The sequence below is a fragment of the Archangium violaceum Cb vi76 genome (genome assembly GCF_000733295.1).
Lineage (GTDB): Bacteria > Myxococcota > Myxococcia > Myxococcales > Myxococcaceae > Archangium > Archangium violaceum.
This window is the reverse complement of record NZ_JPMI01000022.1, coordinates 65,126-80,114: the sequence shown is the minus strand read 5'-3', so window position 1 is coordinate 80,114 and position 14,989 is coordinate 65,126. Positions and strand designations below refer to the sequence as shown.

At 69.6% G+C, this 14,989-nt stretch carries 16 protein-coding genes and 1 pseudogene; 5 read left to right on the top strand and 12 right to left on the bottom strand.

Going from position 1 to position 14,989, the window contains the following annotated elements:
- Together Q664_RS04170 and Q664_RS04165 are read right to left on the bottom strand one after the other, a co-directional pair.
- The coding region (locus Q664_RS04170; protein WP_235216547.1) for an AAA-like domain-containing protein at positions 1-2,241 on the bottom strand (2,241 nt) is incomplete at its 3' end.
- Between the two features lie 55 nt (positions 2,242-2,296).
- Complete coding sequence (locus Q664_RS04165) at positions 2,297-2,845, bottom strand: isochorismatase family protein (RefSeq protein ID WP_043389961.1); 549 nt, start codon at positions 2,843-2,845, stop codon at positions 2,297-2,299.
- Between the two features lie 99 nt (positions 2,846-2,944).
- Here Q664_RS04165 and Q664_RS04160 point away from each other — a divergent pair, with 99 nt between their 5' ends.
- The gene (locus Q664_RS04160; RefSeq protein WP_052517650.1) at positions 2,945-3,346 is read left to right on the top strand and encodes a CBS domain-containing protein; all 402 of its coding nucleotides are present in this window, start codon (positions 2,945-2,947) and stop codon (positions 3,344-3,346) included.
- Between the two features lie 6 nt (positions 3,347-3,352).
- Here Q664_RS04160 and Q664_RS04155 read toward each other — a convergent pair whose 3' ends face one another.
- Both Q664_RS04155 and Q664_RS04150 read right to left on the bottom strand, forming a co-directional pair.
- On the bottom strand, positions 3,353-3,910 hold the full coding sequence (locus tag Q664_RS04155; RefSeq protein ID WP_160174330.1) for a hypothetical protein: 558 nt from the start codon (positions 3,908-3,910) through the stop codon (positions 3,353-3,355).
- A 38-nt stretch (positions 3,911-3,948) separates the two neighbouring features.
- Entirely contained in the window at positions 3,949-4,221 is a 273-nt protein-coding gene (locus tag Q664_RS04150; protein ID WP_043389959.1) for a hypothetical protein, read from the bottom strand.
- A gap of 302 nt (positions 4,222-4,523) precedes the next feature.
- Here Q664_RS04150 and Q664_RS04145 point away from each other — a divergent pair, with 302 nt between their 5' ends.
- Complete coding sequence (locus Q664_RS04145; protein ID WP_043389957.1) at positions 4,524-5,348, top strand: alpha/beta fold hydrolase; 825 nt, start codon at positions 4,524-4,526, stop codon at positions 5,346-5,348.
- Between the two features lie 9 nt (positions 5,349-5,357).
- Here Q664_RS04145 and Q664_RS04140 read toward each other — a convergent pair whose 3' ends face one another.
- From Q664_RS04140 to Q664_RS62865, 8 genes and pseudogenes are all read right to left on the bottom strand, one after another.
- Positions 5,358-7,073 carry a tetratricopeptide repeat protein gene (locus Q664_RS04140; protein ID WP_043390000.1) on the bottom strand — a complete coding sequence of 572 codons (1,716 nt, stop codon included), beginning with the start codon at positions 7,071-7,073 and terminating at the stop codon, positions 5,358-5,360.
- Positions 7,074-7,084: 11 nt separating this feature from the next.
- Positions 7,085-7,690, bottom strand: a complete 606-nt coding sequence (locus Q664_RS04135) for a hypothetical protein (RefSeq protein WP_043389955.1) — start codon at positions 7,688-7,690, stop codon at positions 7,085-7,087.
- Positions 7,691-7,702: 12 nt separating this feature from the next.
- The gene (locus tag Q664_RS04130) at positions 7,703-8,080 is read right to left on the bottom strand and encodes a hypothetical protein (protein WP_043389998.1); all 378 of its coding nucleotides are present in this window, start codon (positions 8,078-8,080) and stop codon (positions 7,703-7,705) included.
- Positions 8,081-8,151: 71 nt separating this feature from the next.
- Entirely contained in the window at positions 8,152-8,643 is a 492-nt protein-coding gene (locus Q664_RS04125) for a hypothetical protein (RefSeq protein ID WP_043389954.1), read from the bottom strand.
- Positions 8,627-9,109, bottom strand: coding sequence for a hypothetical protein (locus Q664_RS04120; RefSeq protein WP_043389997.1), 483 nt, complete (start codon positions 9,107-9,109; stop codon positions 8,627-8,629). Before Q664_RS04120 ends, Q664_RS04125 begins: the two co-directional genes overlap by 17 nt.
- A 364-nt stretch (positions 9,110-9,473) precedes the next feature.
- Positions 9,474-9,911, bottom strand: coding sequence for a hypothetical protein (locus tag Q664_RS57295; protein ID WP_063934658.1), 438 nt, complete (start codon positions 9,909-9,911; stop codon positions 9,474-9,476).
- 106 nt (positions 9,912-10,017) lie between these two features.
- Positions 10,018-11,319 carry a thiamine pyrophosphate-binding protein gene (locus tag Q664_RS62035; RefSeq protein WP_052517649.1) on the bottom strand — a complete coding sequence of 434 codons (1,302 nt, stop codon included), beginning with the start codon at positions 11,317-11,319 and terminating at the stop codon, positions 10,018-10,020.
- A 52-nt stretch (positions 11,320-11,371) separates the two neighbouring features.
- Positions 11,372-11,665, bottom strand: a pseudogene (locus tag Q664_RS62865) (thiamine pyrophosphate-binding protein); the annotation flags it as partial.
- A 118-nt stretch (positions 11,666-11,783) separates the two neighbouring features.
- Between Q664_RS62865 and Q664_RS04105 the strand changes: the two are divergent.
- The 3 genes from Q664_RS04105 to Q664_RS04095 all read left to right on the top strand — a co-directional run bounded on the left by Q664_RS04105 (position 11,784) and on the right by Q664_RS04095 (position 14,982).
- Positions 11,784-13,250, top strand: coding sequence for a hypothetical protein (locus Q664_RS04105; protein ID WP_043389953.1), 1,467 nt, complete (start codon positions 11,784-11,786; stop codon positions 13,248-13,250).
- A 144-nt stretch (positions 13,251-13,394) separates the two neighbouring features.
- Complete coding sequence (locus Q664_RS04100; RefSeq protein WP_043389950.1) at positions 13,395-14,078, top strand: Bax inhibitor-1/YccA family protein; 684 nt, start codon at positions 13,395-13,397, stop codon at positions 14,076-14,078.
- A 91-nt stretch (positions 14,079-14,169) separates the two neighbouring features.
- Positions 14,170-14,982, top strand: coding sequence for a phospholipid scramblase-related protein (locus Q664_RS04095; RefSeq protein ID WP_052517648.1), 813 nt, complete (start codon positions 14,170-14,172; stop codon positions 14,980-14,982).
- Positions 14,983-14,989: the final 7 nt, after the last annotated feature.

Genomic DNA, 14,989 nt, shown 5'->3' with positions numbered 1-14,989 from the left:
GGCCACGGCGTTGACGGCCTGCGGATGGGACAGGGACCCGGGCTGGAGCTCCCCATTGGACGTCGTCCACAGACGCACGACCCTGTCCGCGCTGGCGGTGGCCAGGAACTTCCCATCCGGGCTGAAGGCCACGGCGTTGACGCGACGCAGATGGGGCAGGGGCTCGGTCAGGGGCTGTCGGGTGGCCGTGCTCCACAGCCGCGCGGTGTTGTCATCACTGCCGGTGGCCAGGCTCCTGCCGTCCGGGCTGAAGGCCACGGCGTTGACGGAGCCCTCGTGACGCAGGGTGATGGGCAGGGCCGTGCCGATGGCCGTGTGCCACAGGCGCACGATGCCACCATCACTCGCGGTGGCCACCAGCTTGCCATCCGGGCTGAAGGCCACGGCGGTGACGGCGCTGGCATGGGGCAGCACGGCCCGCTCGCGCCCCGTGGTGGCGTCCCAGAGCCGTGCCGTCTTGTCCTCACTGGCGGTGGCGAGCAGGCCGGCCTCGGGGCTGAAAGCCACCGCCAGCACGTTGCCCTCGTGCTCCAGGCGGGCGCGCGGCTGACGGAGCTGGATGAGCCCCCGGATGAGCGAGTCCATGGCCTCGGCGGAGGGATGGACCCGCGCGGCCTCCATGGAGAGCGCGGTGCTGACGGGCAGGGACGAGGAGGCTCCGCGCAGCCTGGCATCCGCCTGGTTGACGAACACATAGGAGGCGGCCTCGTTCAGCTTCTCATCGGCCTGGGTCCTGGCACGGGAGATCTCCTGCTCCGCCAGGGCCTTCTTCTCCTGGGCCTCCCTCGCCTCCGCCTGCAGCCGCTGCGCGTCCTCGCGGAACCTGTCGGCCTCGTCCCGGGCCTTGAGCGCGTCCTTCTGGAGCTTTTCCGCCTCCTGCTGCGCCTGGGCCGCCTCCTGCTGCGCCCGGGCTGACTTCCGCCGCGCCTCGGCCAGGAGCTTGTCGGCCTCCTCTTGCACCCTTCCCATCTTGGCCACGGCTTCGGCGTTGAGCTCCTGCGCGCTGTCCAACTGCTGGACCACCTCCTCGCGAGCCCGCTCCGTGTCCGCGAGCCGCTTGAACAACATCACGGAGAGGGGCAGGAGCACGACGAAGCCGGTGATCACCAGGGCCAGGGCGGCGAACCGGACCACGCGCCAATCCACCGGGAGCTGATTCCCGGCCCAGGCCACGGTGAAGACGCGCTCGTAGATGGCGTTGCGTACCCGCAGCACCTCGCCCTCGCGGCGCACCACGCCCGAGAGCTTGAGGTGCGCCTTCACCAGCGAGCGCTCCTCGTCGGGCACCCGCCGGCCGCGCCGGATGTCCTGGTAGGTCCGGAGCACCCGCTCCGGCTCCGGCGCCCGCCGGGTGAGCATGTCGCGGACGAAGACCAGGTTGTTGTCCTGGAAGCTCTTCTCCGCGAAGAAGGTCCGCTCCACCACCTGCCACACCTCGTCGCGGGTCCAGGCGCTGCCGCCGGCCCGTGCCTGTTGCGCGTGATGATCCACGAGCGCCTGGCACAGCCGCTGTGTCAGGTACGGGTGTCCGCCCGTCCAGCCGAGCACCCACTCCAGCACCCGCTTCCCCTCCGCGGGGGAATGGCCCAGCCCCTCGGCCAGCGGCGCCGCCTCCGCCAGGGTGAAGTCGGTGAGCTCCACCCGCTGCCCGAGGTTGAAGGGGGTGCGCGTCTCGTCCTGGATGAGGTCTCCCGGCGTGGCCACGCCCACGAGCACGAAGGAGAGCCGCTCCAGCGCGGGGTTGCTGGCCCGCGCGTTGTAGAGGTAGCGGATGGCGGCGTAGAAGTCGTCGGTGAAGCCCATGCCGAGCGTGGTGTCGATCTCATCCACGAACACCACCACGCGCTGCGTCACCTCGGTGAGCACCACCTCTTCCAGGAAGCGCGTCATGCGCTGCACGGGCCCCTGGTCGCGATGCAGGGCCCACCAGTCCGTCACGTCCGTGCTCAGCTCGAGCTGCTCCTGGAGGACGACCAGCAGGCCCACGTACCACTGGTCCGCCGTCACCTGCTTGCCGATGCGCGTCAGGTCGATGATGACCGAGCGGATGCCCTCTTCGTAGAGCTGCTCGGCGGTGCGGACCATCAGGCTCGACTTGCCCATCTGCCGCGCCGTCAGGACGAAGGCGAAGGTGCCGGCCCGGCACAACTCCAGCATCTCCGGGTCCGCTCGCCGGGCCAGGTAGACACCTCCACCGGCCTGTACCGTCCCGCCCACTGTATACAGGCGCGTGTCGCTCACGCCGCGAGTATCTTCGGGCGCCGTCCTTTCTCCAAGCCGCCCCTTGCCCGCCCGCCTAACGGACGGCGGCGGAGACCTTCTTGAACTCGGGGGTACCGGCGCACCCGAGCAGGTCGAACAGCGCGGCCTCCACCGTGATGATGTGGGCGCCCGCCTCGCGGCACATCTCCAGGCCCACCCGGCGGTCCTCCGGGTTGCGCGACATCACGGCGTCCGCGCAGAGCAACGGGGTGAAGCCCTTCTCGGCCAGGTCGCGCACCGTCTGGAAGACACAGACGTGCGTCTCCATGCCCACGATGATGACCTGCTTGCGCTCGCCGAGCCGCGAGGCCACGTCCGGCACGCACGCGGTGAAGTCGATCTTCTCCACGGCGGAGTAGCTGCCCAGCCGCATCTTCACCAGCGAGTGCGTGGGCCCCAGGCCCTTGGGGTACTGCTCGGTGACGATGATGGGCAGCTCGAGCGCCTTGGAGCCCTCGATGGCGGCGTTGGTGCGGTTGAGCATCCGGTCGAGCGCGTCCCGCTCCATGGCGCCGCACAGGCGCTCCTGGATGTCCACGACGAGCAGCGAGGCCTGGTCTCTCTTGAGGCGGAAGGTGGGCATGAGGGGATTCTCCGAAGCCACGCCCCCCCGTCAAGCACGCTCCACTCCCGGCCGCTGGATATTGACGCCTCCCCAACGCGTGTCCAATCTCGCGGGCATATGAAGGGACATGCCCGCAACCTGATGACCGCGCCGGTGAAGTCCGTCTCCCTGGGGATGCCGATATCCGACATCGCCATCCTGCTCGTCGAGGAGCGCATTGGTGGCGCGCCCGTGACGGACGACGATGGGCGCGTGCTGGGTATGATCAGCGAGGTGGACATCATGGCCGCCCTGCTCCGAGGCCTGCCGCTGCGCACTCCGGTGGAGGAGGTGATGACCTCGCCCGTGCACACGGTGAACGAGTTCGATCTCACCGACAAGGTGATGGAGCTCTTCCGCCAGCACCGCATCCACCACCTGCCCGTGGTGCGCGAGGGGAAGCTGCTGGGGATGATCACCCCCTCGGACGTCATCCGCTACCTGGCCGAGGACTTCCCCGAGAACGGCCGGATGGCCTGATTCGGCTCACCAGCGATCGTAGGTGAAGAGACAGTCTATGAGTTGGGCTTCACCGAGAGACCTGTTCCCACACTCAATGTCGGAAACCGGAGTGAAGAGGGTGTGCTGCGGCAAGGCTTGAACGCCCAACTCCGAGCACACCAGCGCTTCGATCTTGCCCGCGACGGGCTTCGTCTCTGGAACGTCCTCGTAGAAGAGCCTGCGATTCCTCCACTTGCGATCGAAAAGCTCACGGAAGGAGCTATAGCGCACGTACACCGGCGCCAGGATGCTGACGAGTACCACGACAGCTCGAACCTCCTGCCCTCCTCCCTCGAGTCGAGGAACCTCCGGGAGGTTCACCCGGACACGCCAGCAGTTGTCATTGGAGAAAAGAACGCTCCAATCTTCCACACGGCAACCCGGCAGCACTTCTGTCAGCGTGGAAACCAGGCGCTCCCAGGGCCCGGAATTCCTCAACGCCTCCTGACGCGCCCTCACCAACCGCTGATACTGCTCCGACTCACTGTACCCCTCGGCGAACTGCCTCATGTTGGCCGGGTAGTACTGGTGGACCAGTTCCATCAACCGGGGCGTGGACAAATCAACGGGAGGGCTCGAGGTCATAGGGCCTTGATAACACGAGCCCCGTCCACGGTGTCTCCCATCACATCCAACATCTCCGCCATGAACCGCTGGCACAACTCCGCCGATAACAGATGCTGTTGTTTCAATGTCCTCTCAGCAGCGATATCCGCAGCCCTCGCAGCCTCCCATTGCGCGAATTGCTCAGTCACGACTCCGAGGTAGTTGACCTCCGGTACCTGGACCTCGATAGGGCAGAAGACGTTCTTGCGAATACCTTGCTCAGTCACATGTATCAGATGGATGACCACCCTCGCTGATTTCCATCCACCGGGTCCGGGCGCCCTCAAGGGGACGATTGGTCGAAACTCGAATTGGGATGGAGAGATGCCTCCTGGGCCGCCAACGATGGAAACACACGCGGACAGGCACAGCAGGGCCGTAACGGCCAACACGACCAAAGAGCGATTCACGGGGTCTCCAAGAGAGGAGCAGCCCGGACACCCTACGCATGTCCACTGACACCCCACCGTGGTGGGCAGTTCAGGAGGTCTTCTCTCGCGAGACGCCGCGAAGAGCGCACACCCGGAACTGGTTACTGTATAGGGTAGCGATGAGCGACCCCCTGCACCTGGATGATTGGGGTGGCACCGGCCCGGTGCTGCACCTCGCGCACGCCAACGGCTTTCCCCCGGGCACCTACCGCAAGCTCATCGAACGGCTCAAGACGCGCTACCACGTCTACACCCTGCGCAGCCGCGGCCTCGTGCCGGGGACGGATCCGCGCTCCCTGCACGACTGGGAGGACATGGCCGATGACCTCGCCGGAGCCCTGCGCGCACGGGGCCTGGAGGGCGTGGTCGGCGTGGGTCACAGCATGGGCGGCGTGGCCACGCTGCTCGCCTCGGTGAAGAACCCGGGCCTCTTCCGAGCCGTGGTGGCGTTGGATCCGGTGCTGTTCACGGGCCCGCGCCTGCTGGCCATCCAGGCGCTGACGCTGCTCGGGATGCGGAGCCGGGTGCCTCCCGCGAGCCTGGCCCGCCGCCGCCGCGAGACGTGGGGCTCCCGCGAGGAGGCCGCCACGAGCTACCGCAAGAAACCCCTCTTCCGGCGCTTCGACCCCGAGTGCTTCCAGGACTACATCACCCACGGCCTCACCGAGGTGCCCGGCGGCGGTTTCCGGCTCACCATCCCCACCGCGTGGGAGGCCCGCATCTTCGAGACCTCTCCGCGCGGGGTGTGGCGGAAGCTGCGCGCGGTGAAGGTGCCCACGCTCGTGCTGCGCGGGAGCGAGTCGGACACGCTCCTGCCGGCGGCCCTGGCCCGAGCCGGGCGGACCATTCCTGGAGCCCGTGCCGGGGAAGTGCCCGGCACCCACCTCTTCCCGCTGGAGCACCCGGAGGAGTGCGCCCAACGCCTCCTCACGTTCCTCGAGTGAGCGCGGCCCTCAGCAGGAGACGTTCTCCAGCGGGCGCAGCGGGATGACGTTGACGGGCATCGCCGCCGCCACGCTCACCCCACCCCGGCCCAGGATGAAGGCCCGGGCCCGCCGGAGCTCCGGCAGTTGCTGATCCGCGTCACGCCAGCACTCCAGGAAGGCGGCGAAGGCGGAGGCCGCCTCGGCGAAGGAGCCCCGGGCGACATGCACCTCGGCGAGGAGGAACCAGGCATGACCGCTGCCGGGCCGCTCCTTCACGAGGGACTCGGCCAGCTCCACCGCCTTGTCCTCGCGGCCACCGCGCATCCGCGAACGGGCCAGCGTCTCACGGGCCGGGCGGGAGAAGGGAGAAGGCCCCGGCGCGCGCAGTCGGCGCTCCAGCCGCATGGCCTTGATGAGCGAGGCCTCGGCGCGGGCGAAGTCACCCTGGCGAGCCTCCAGGGCGCCCCGCAGCTCGCACGCCGCCAGCTCCACCACCCGGGCGACGTCGCGCGGGCAGAGCAGGCGCTGCTCCGCCTTGCGCTCCTCGGACAGCGGCGGGTGCAGCGCGTCCAGCTCGTCACACACCCGCTCCGCCTCGGCCAGCTTGCCCGCCTCCAGGGCGCGCAGCCCCCGGGCATACTTCTCCATGCCGGTGAGCAGCCCCTGCTCGGCCACGCTCGACTCCGGCGCCAGCTCCACGCGCAGGTCCGCCGCCGCGCGCCAGAAGCCGAAGCGCAGGTGCGCGCCGGAGAGCGCGCCGGCCGCGAACACGAGCGCCTGTCCGGAGTGCGGCGTCACCGACTCCACGCGCTGGCGCAGGCGGCGCGCCCAGGTCTGGGCCTCGCCATACCGCCCCGCGTCCGCGCACGCCTGGACGAGCAGGCGCAGCGCCAGGCCCGCGGCCGGTGCGGCGGACTCGGGCAGGGACTCCTGGGAGAGCCAGGCGTCGTCCGCGGCCACCGCCGCCTCGAGCACCTCGCGGGCCTCGCGGGTGTTCCCCGTGCGCAGCAGCAACCGGCCGGAGCCGAGCAGGGCCATCCCCACGCGAGGCGCCAGCAGCCGCAGCCGCCGGGCGCTCTCCAGGGCCGCCTCGGGCCGGGAGCTCTCCACCATCACCTGCACCCAGGTGTGGTGGACGCCCTCGTGGTGGGGGTGCGTGCGCAGCAACTCGCGCAGCAGCGCCTGGGCATAGGGCTGGCCCGCGCCGGGGCGCCCATCCGACTCGTACCCATCCGAGAGGAAACCGGCGAGCAGCAGGCGCGCCTCGGCGTCCTCGGGGAAGCTGTCGATGAGCGCCTCCATCTCCCGGACGAAGCCATGGCGGCCGTTGGCGGGGCCCTTGTCGGCCAGGAAGGTGGCCGCGACGATGTAGCGCTGCTCCGCGTCCGAGATGCCCTCGCTGAGGACGAGCGCCTTGTGGATGGCGTCCGCCCGGTCCGTCGCGAAGCGCGCGCCGGCACCGCGCGTCAGGGCCAGGCCCCAGTACGCCATGGCCAGCGTCGGATCCCTCCGGGCCGCCTCCGCGAAGGAGCGCCGCGCCTCGGCGCCCCAACCGAGGTGCAGCAGGCGCAGACCCTGATCGAAGTACGCCTGGGCCAGGGGCACCCGGGTGCTGACCTTCAGGTGCGCACGTCCCAGCCCCTCGTGCAGCGGCGGCGTGGGCAGCTCCAGGTCGGGCACGTCGTCCCAGGGCGTGGAGGGGAAGAGGGAAGGATCCTCGGCTCGAAGGTGTCGCGTCAGCATGGTGACCTCACTCACGCCCCAACGGGCGGGGCAAACGATTCGTCCACGACAGGCCGCTCCAGCGCCTCGACGCGCCCGGCCAGACACCGCCACTCCACCGCCAATGACTCCGCGCTCACGGGCGAGGCCTTCGCCCGCGCCGCGAGACACGCATGCCGCCAGCCCGAGCCCATGAGCCCGAGCACCCACTCCTCGTACCCGGCCATCCACCGGGCCAGGACGCTCACCGCGGTGCGCGCGGCGGACTGCTCGCATGGGGTGGCGGGCGCACGCGGGCTGCCGAGCCCCGCGGCCTGGAAGACGGGCCAGGTGACGCGCGACTCCTCCACCAGGACGGGGGAGAACCCATCGCGCGGCACGTAGACGGACTCGCCGCACACGCGGCACAGCGCACCGAAACCCCACAGCGTGAGGGCCCCTCCCCCGGGCAACGCACCCGAGTAGGCGCTGGTCCCCTGCTGTCCCGCCGGCATGCGCTCGCGGGTGAAGCCATGGCGCAGCAGCAGGTTGTCCGTGTGGGTGACATCACGGCCGATGCACCACATGGAGACGTTGAACAGCCGCTCCCCGTCGCGCCGGACGTCCCGCGGGAGGGGGTGGAGAAGGGAGGAGCCCATCCGCGTGTCTCCTCAGCTCGCCTTGGCCGCCGCGCCCTTGCGGACGGGCACGTCGCCGAACAGCGCCTTGAAGTCCACCGCCTGGCCGCCCTTCTTGGACAGCACGGCGTTCACCGCGCGCACCAGCTTGCCGCGCACCTTCGGCGGCAGCGGCTGGTCCTCCAGCGCGGCGTTCACCTGCTGCACGCTCACGCCGCGGCCGCTCTTCGGCTTGCCGATGCCCAGCTCCGCGTACGGCTTCGCCTTCTTCTCCGTGTCGCGCCGCTTGTCGGAGCGCTGCTTCACCAGCTTGCGGTCGTCCTCGGCGCGGGCCTCGAGCTGGCTGGACAGGCGCACCAGCGTCTCGGGCTTCAGCTGCTTCTCGTCCAGGAACTGCTTGAAGGTCCCCATGGTCATCTCCTGCGGAATCAGGTGGAAGGAAGAGGAGCGGGAGGCACGCCAGCCTCCCGCTCCGGCTGCCACTACTTCGTGCCGCTGGCGTGCGAGCTCAGCATCCGGCGGTGCTCCTCGCCCATGCGCTCGTGCTCGCTCACCATGGCCTTGTGCTCCTCACGCATCTTCTTGTGCTCGTCCTCCATCCGGCCGTGCTCGGAGGAGGCGGGCTTGCCCTCGCCGTGGGAGGCCTCGAGCTGGCCGTGGTCGCTCACCAGCTTCTGGTGGGCATCCACCACCGACTGGTGGCGGGAGAGCAACTGCTCGTGCTGCGCCTCCAGCGCGTCGTGCTCCGCGTCGGGCGCGTTGCCCTTGAGCCGGTCGTGCTCGGCCACCCACTCGCGGTGCTCGGCCTCCATCTTCTGGTGGGCCGCTTCCATCTCCTGGTGCTCGGCCTCCAGCTTCTGGTGGGCGGCTGCCAGCTCGGGCTCCAGCGCCGTGGAGGACTTCGCGCACCCCGTCAGGGCCAGCACCGCGCCCGCGAACACCGCCAGCAGCTTGCGCTCAGTGCTCGTCCGCATGGGCGGTCTCCTCGATGACCAGCGAGACACTGCTCTCGGACGCGGGCCCGAAGGTCAGCGTGTACGTGCCCACCTCCAGCGGCGCCACGTAGCGGCCCTTGATGTTGGTGCACTGGGCCGAGCTCGTCGCGGACTCCTCGAACGACACCGTCTGGCCGGAGGCGTTGGTGACCTTCAGCGTGACGTTCGAGCCCAGGAAGAAGACATAGTCGGAGGCCTCGGCCGCCGCGAACGACACGGAGCCCACGTTGCCTCCGCTGCCCGCCGGCAGCGTGATGTCGTAGCGCTTGTGATCGTTGCTCACGGCCGGGAGGGTGCCCGTGGCCGAAGCACTCGCGGTCACGGCGGCGCTGGGGCCCTCCTGGAGGTGCTCGCACCCCTCGACATCGGCCTCGTTGTTCTCGCCACCGCACCCCACGAGCAGCGCGCTCGACAGGAGGCAGGCGGACAGCAACTTCTTCATCATGATGTGTGACTCCAGCTTGTTGACGTGTTGGTGCTGCAATGCCCCCACGCTCCCGTCCCGGAAGACGGCTTGGGACACCCGGAACGTGGGGAAGGCGCGCGCACGGACGCACGGCGGGGCGGGCATTGCCTCACGCACCGATGCCAGGAATTGGAGCCCCAAAGGCGTGCATGGGCCAAAGCCATACACGGAGGGAGCTCCATGGGCAGGGAGTGCTGGCGATGCTCGACGGGTGCTGAGAGGAATTGAAGACGCGACGCGAGAGGAGGAAGACCCTCACCCCGGCCCTCTCCCAGAGGGAGAGGGAGGACGCGCTCCGAGCACCCCTACCCCGCTCCTCTCCCGAGAGAGAGGAGGGGCGTGCTCAGACCCGTGGCGGTGAGGACTTGGGGGCCAGGTGGAGCCATGCGACCTGGGGCTCCACGGCCACGCTGTCCACCTCCAGCACCAGTCCCGGCAGGACAGGCGCTTCCGGCGGCAGCATCACTCCAGCCGAGAATTGAATCACCCGGCGGAGGAAGACATGGGCGCAGTGTGCATCCGCGCCGTGCACGGACACCTGGGCGTCCGTGCGGGTGATGCGCTCGTCCGCGAAGGACTCGCGCACCTGAAGCCGCGCTTCCCCCTGCTCGCCCGAGGCCTCGTGCACCATGTCCCCGTGCTCGAGGCACGCGGCATGCTGCACGAGGACGAAGTGCGCCGCGCTTCCCAGGTACGCCAGCACGCACATCAGCACCAGCGGCAGCGCCAGCAGGCGGGGCCGTCGGTACAGCGCGGGCTCTTGGCGGTGGTGGCGGCTCACGGGAAACACGGTTTCAGGGGAAATGACGACTGCGTCTGTATTTGTACGCCAGGGCGCACGCGCGTGCAAGTGCAGACACGGCGGCGCCCAGGAATAACGCGGTGAATCAAACGGCGTAGCCCATGGCGCCCGCCTTCACCGGCGCGTCCGGGTCGAGCATCACGTTGACGCACGCCACCGTGCCGCTGGCCACGGCGCGCTCGAGCGCGGGGCGGATCTGTGACGGCTCCGTCACGAACTCGCCATGGCCGCCGAACGCCTCCACCACCTTGTCGTAGCGGGTGGGGGCCAGCAGCGTGCCCGGCGACTTGTCCTCGCCGAACATCTGCACCTGCGGCAGACGGATCTGCCCCCACGCGGCGTCGTTGCCCACCACGCACACCATGGGCAGCTTGAAGCGCAGCGCCGTCTCGAAGTCGAAGCCGTTGAGGCCGAACGAGCCGTCACCCTGGATGATCCAATGCGTGCGCTCGGGGTGCAGCACCTTGGAGGCCAGGGCGAACGGCGCGCCCACGCCCAGGCAGCCGAGCGGACCCGGATCCAACCAGCGGCCCGGCCGGCGCAGCTCCACCACCTTGGCGGCCATGGCCACCCAGTTGCCACCGTCGGCGATGAACACCGGATCCTGCCCGGCGCTGTTGGCCACGTCCGACATCTCCTTCGCCAGCCGGTAGTGGTGGATGGGGGAGTTGTCGTCCTTCGTCCAGGCCTCCAGGTCGCGCAGCCGCTTCTGCTCGCGCTCGCGCAGCCCCGAGAGGAAGGCGTCGCGCTTGCCCTTGGGCGCCGCGTCCGCGAAGGCGGTGAGCGCGCTGTAGCTGTCCGAGATGATGCCCACGTCCACCACGCGGTTGCGCCCCACCTCCGTGGGATCGATGTCCACCTGGACGATCTTCGACTCGGCGCTGAAGGTGGGCTCGGCGCCGTAGTTGAGCCGGAAGTCGAAGGGCGTGCCGATGACGAACACCAGGTCCGCCCCGCTCAGCGCCTCCTTGCGCGTGTGCTGGAAGAAGAGCGGATGGCCCGCCGGCAGACAGCCGCGTCCCGCGCCGTTGAGGTACACGGGAATCTGCGCGGTCTCCGCGAAGCGGCGCAGCGCGTCCCACGCTCCGTCCCAGTACACCGACGAGCCGGCGATGATGGCCGGGCGCTCGGCGGACTCGAGCAGCGCCATGGCCTCGTCCACCTTGCGCGGATCCGGCGCCTGCCGCGCGTCCGTGCGGTAGCTCTTGGGAATCTGCAGGGTGTCCTCGTCCACGCCGTTGCAGAGCACGTCCCAGGCGAGCTCCAGGAACACGGGCCCCGGACGTCCGGAGAGCGCCACGCGGAAGGCCTTGGCGAGGTAGGCCGGCACCAGGTCCGGGGTGGGAACGCGATCCGACCACTTGGAGATGCGGTGGAAGAGGTCCACCTGCTCCATCTCCTGCAACGAGCCGCGGCTCTGGTTGAAGATGGGGGGCCGCGCCGCCCAGGAGGATCATCGGCGAGCTGGCCGCGTGAGCGTTGGCCACGCCGGTGAGCGCGTCCGTGACGCCGGGGCCGGCCGTCACCACCGCCACGCCCACGCCGCGGGTGACACGGGCATAGGCATCCGCCGCGTGGGCGGCCGCCTGCTCGTGGCGCGTGTCGATGACCTGGATGCCCTCCTCCACGCATCCGGCGTAGATCGGGGCCACATGCAACCCCGAGAGGGTGAAGATGTGCCGGACGCCCTCCTTCTTCAGCATCCGTCCGACGAGCTGTCCTCCAGTGACCATGCCCATGGCGCGTGTCCTCTCTGTATGGGGAACCTCGGAAGTCCGGGCATCATCGCCGAATCGGGCCGCCCGGGAAGCCCCTGGACGCCCGGCTGTTCACGTCGTAAGGATTCCCACCGTGCAAGAACTCCTGGAAGTGCTGCGCCGTCAGGCGGTCCATTTCGGGCCCGAGCTCGCCCGTACCGCGTACAAGCGGGGACTGGCCGTGACCCAGAAGGATGGCTCCACCCGGCCCATCCCCGTCACCGCCACCCCCGTCATCCTCGACGCCGCGGAGATCCGCCGGCGGGCCACGCTCTCGGCGCACCTGGCCTCGGCCACGGTGAAGGTGACGCGCGCGGTGCTCGCCAGCGACGAGAAGGAGCTGCTGCTGGGCGGCCTCTCTCCGGTGGAGCGGGAGCTCACCGAGCGCACCTTCGCGAACGTGGAGCGGCTGGCCACCACGCGGGTGGACTACTTCGTGGACACGAAGCCGCGCGCCCTGGAGGTCAACGCCACCATCCCGGCCATGCAGGGCTATTCGGACATCGCCGCGCGCACCTTCATCGAGGTGGTGGCCCGGCACTTCCGCTACCCCGAGAAGGCCCTCTACGCGGTCATCTCCGCCAACGGCAGCAACGCGCTGGCCCTCTACCGCGCCCTGCTGGACGGCTACGCGGCCGAGCGTGACGGCAAGATGCCGGACACCCTCGCCCTGCTCTGCCGCCGCAACGACGCGCAGATCACCGAGCAGCGCTACCTGTGCGAACGCTTCCGCGAGTTCGGCGCGGACGCGGACGTGGTGCATCCGGACGAGGTCTCCGGCGAGGAGCACTTCGAGGTGCGCGGCAAGCGGTACGACCTGGTCTACCGGCACCTCTTCACGCGGCGGCTGGAGGAGACGCCGGCCCCGTGGGTGCAGGACTTCTTCGGCACGGTGCCGGGGCGCAAGGCGGTGCTGCTCAACCCGCCGGCCTCGCCGGTGGAGGTGAAGACGACGTTCGCCCTGCTCTCGCAGGCGCTGGTGGAGCCCGCGCGCGCCGGGGCGGCCGGCCTGACGCCCGAGGAGCTGGAGGCGGTGCGCGAGTCGGTGCCCTGGACGCGGCCCTTCCGGCACGGCCCCGGCGTGGGCCCGGACGGGCAGCGGGTGGAGGATCTGGTGGCCCTGGTGGTGGCGGAGCCCAAGCGCTTCGTCCTGAAGCGGGCCTGGGACTACGGGGGGCGGGCGGTGTACCTCGGCCGCTCGGTGGGCACTCCGGCGTTCGAGGAGCGGGCGAAGGCCGCCTACGGCACCGTGCCCACATGGGCGGAGCTGTGCGAGCGCGCCGCCACGGACCCGGCGGGCGGTGGCTTCGTGGTGCAGGAGGTGGTGGAGACGACGCCCGAGGATCACCTGCTGTGCGAGGAGAGCGGCGTGACGCCCATGTCGCTGCACGTGGACTACTCCGCGTACGCCTCGGTGGGACTGGCGAAGCAGCCGGCCTGGGGCGGGGTGTGCCGGGGCTCCACCTCGGAGATCGTGAACATCGTGGGCGGCGGCGGCGTGCTGCCGCTCATCACCACGGAAGTGGCCCAGAAGCTCCTCATGGCCTGGAAGGCGATTTGATGGCCCGCGGCGGACGTCCGGGAAGGGATGTTCCGCACGCGGGTTGAAGGTGCGTTATAAACACCGGCGTCGGGCGGGGGGACCCGTCCAGTCGCAAGGAAAGGACACAGAATTCTCATGGCTTGGGAATCTCCCGGGTTTCAGATGGCTCGCCCCATGGTGAGCGATGCCGCCGTGCAGGAGTCGCGGCGTGCGTTCATGTCGCGCGTGTACGGCTGGATGTTCGCCGGACTCTCCGTGACGGGCCTCGTGGCGCTCTTCACCGCGGCCTCGCCGGAGATGGTGATGAAGATCGCCCAGTTCCGCTGGCTGCTGTTCTTCGCCCAGCTCGGACTGGTGTTCGCCCTGTCGGGCATGGCCGCCCGGCTCTCCGGCCCGGTGGCCGGCCTGCTCTTCATGGCCTACTCCGTGCTCACCGGGCTCACCTTCTCGGTGCTCTTCTACGTCTACACCAGCGGCTCCATCGCCAATGCCTTCCTGATGAGCGCGGGCGCGTTCGGCGCGATGAGCGCCTTCGCCACCTTCACGAAGAAGGACCTGAGCGGCTGGTCCACCTTCCTCTTCATGGGGCTCATCGGCATCGTCATCGCCAGCATCGTGCAGGTGTTCGTGCAGAGCCCGATGATGAACTTCGTGCTCGGCTGCGCGGGCGTGCTCGTCTTCTCGGGCCTCACCGCGTACGACACCCAGAAGCTGCGCGAGATGCACGCCGAGTCGGGCTACAGCTCGGCCGCCACGCTGAGCATCGTGGGCGCGCTGACGCTGTACCTGGACTTCATCAACCTCTTCATCTCGCTGCTGCGTCTGGTCGGCGACCGCCGCAACTAGGCTCCAGCACGCGGTGAGGAAGCAAGGAAGGCGGTGGGCCCCGGGGCCCGCCGCCTTTTTTCTTGGGTGCGGGCGGGCTAGCCTTTCCGGCATGAGCAACGACAACCGGCAGCCGAAGGGGAACAGCGAGCTGGAGTTGGACTGGAAGGGGCGTACCGCGCCGGAGGAGCGCGTGCAGCCGTCGGCGCTCGCCGAGTCGGGCGCGGGCCGTGGGGCACCGGGAGACATCCGCTACATGGGCCCGGAGGTCCGTGACGCGCTGACCCCCCTGTTGGAGGGCTCCAGCCTGAGCATCCGGCAGATCCACGAGTGGGCGGAGATCCTCGTGGGTTGGGAGACGGGCAACCGCTACGAGGCCATCGATCACAACGGCCAGTTCATGCTGTACATCGGCGAGACGGGCTCGGGCTGGGGCAACGCGCTGCTGCGCAACTTCTGGCCCTTCCGCCGGGTGGAGCTGGAGTTCATGACGAAGGGAGGCGCGCTCGCCCTGCGCCTCGAGCAGCCCTGGACGTTCTTCTTCACCTACGTGGAGGTGAAGGCCTGGGACGGGCGCCTGATGGGCATCATCCAGCAGCGCTTCGGGCTGCTGCACCGCGTCTTCGAGCTGTGCACACCCGGGGGCGCGGTGCTGGCCACGCTGGAGGGCCCGCTGTGGCGGCCGTGGACGTTCCGTGTGAAGCAGAACGGCCAGGAGGTGGCCACCATCCGCAAGAAGTGGAGCGGGCTGGCCCGGGAGATGTTCACCGACTCCGACTTCTTCGGCGTGGAGTTCCAGCCGGGCTGCACCGATCCCCGGCTGCGCCAGCTGGTGCTCGCCGCCGCGCTGACGGTGGACCTCTGCTACTTCGAGGAACGCAGCCGCAGCGGCAACGTGTTCGACATCTTCAACATCTTCGACTGAGCCGCGC

Excerpts from the sequence above, each read along its gene's own strand:
- Q664_RS04165 (WP_043389961.1), bottom strand. The coding sequence starts at position 2,845 with ATGCCCACCTTCCGCCTCAAGAGAGACCAGGCCTCGCTGCTCGTCGTG.
- Q664_RS04160 (WP_052517650.1), top strand. The coding sequence starts at position 2,945 with ATGAAGGGACATGCCCGCAACCTGATGACCGCGCCGGTGAAGTCCGTC.
- Q664_RS04155 (WP_160174330.1), bottom strand. The coding sequence starts at position 3,910 with ATGGAACTGGTCCACCAGTACTACCCGGCCAACATGAGGCAGTTCGCC.
- Q664_RS04145 (WP_043389957.1), top strand. The coding sequence starts at position 4,524 with ATGAGCGACCCCCTGCACCTGGATGATTGGGGTGGCACCGGCCCGGTG.
- Q664_RS04140 (WP_043390000.1), bottom strand. The coding sequence starts at position 7,073 with ATGCTGACGCGACACCTTCGAGCCGAGGATCCTTCCCTCTTCCCCTCC.
- Q664_RS04135 (WP_043389955.1), bottom strand. The coding sequence starts at position 7,690 with ATGGGCTCCTCCCTTCTCCACCCCCTCCCGCGGGACGTCCGGCGCGAC.
- Q664_RS04130 (WP_043389998.1), bottom strand. The coding sequence starts at position 8,080 with ATGGGGACCTTCAAGCAGTTCCTGGACGAGAAGCAGCTGAAGCCCGAG.
- Q664_RS04125 (WP_043389954.1), bottom strand. The coding sequence starts at position 8,643 with ATGCGGACGAGCACTGAGCGCAAGCTGCTGGCGGTGTTCGCGGGCGCG.
- Q664_RS04120 (WP_043389997.1), bottom strand. The coding sequence starts at position 9,109 with ATGATGAAGAAGTTGCTGTCCGCCTGCCTCCTGTCGAGCGCGCTGCTC.
- Q664_RS04100 (WP_043389950.1), top strand. The coding sequence starts at position 13,395 with ATGGCTCGCCCCATGGTGAGCGATGCCGCCGTGCAGGAGTCGCGGCGT.
- Q664_RS04095 (WP_052517648.1), top strand. The coding sequence starts at position 14,170 with ATGAGCAACGACAACCGGCAGCCGAAGGGGAACAGCGAGCTGGAGTTG.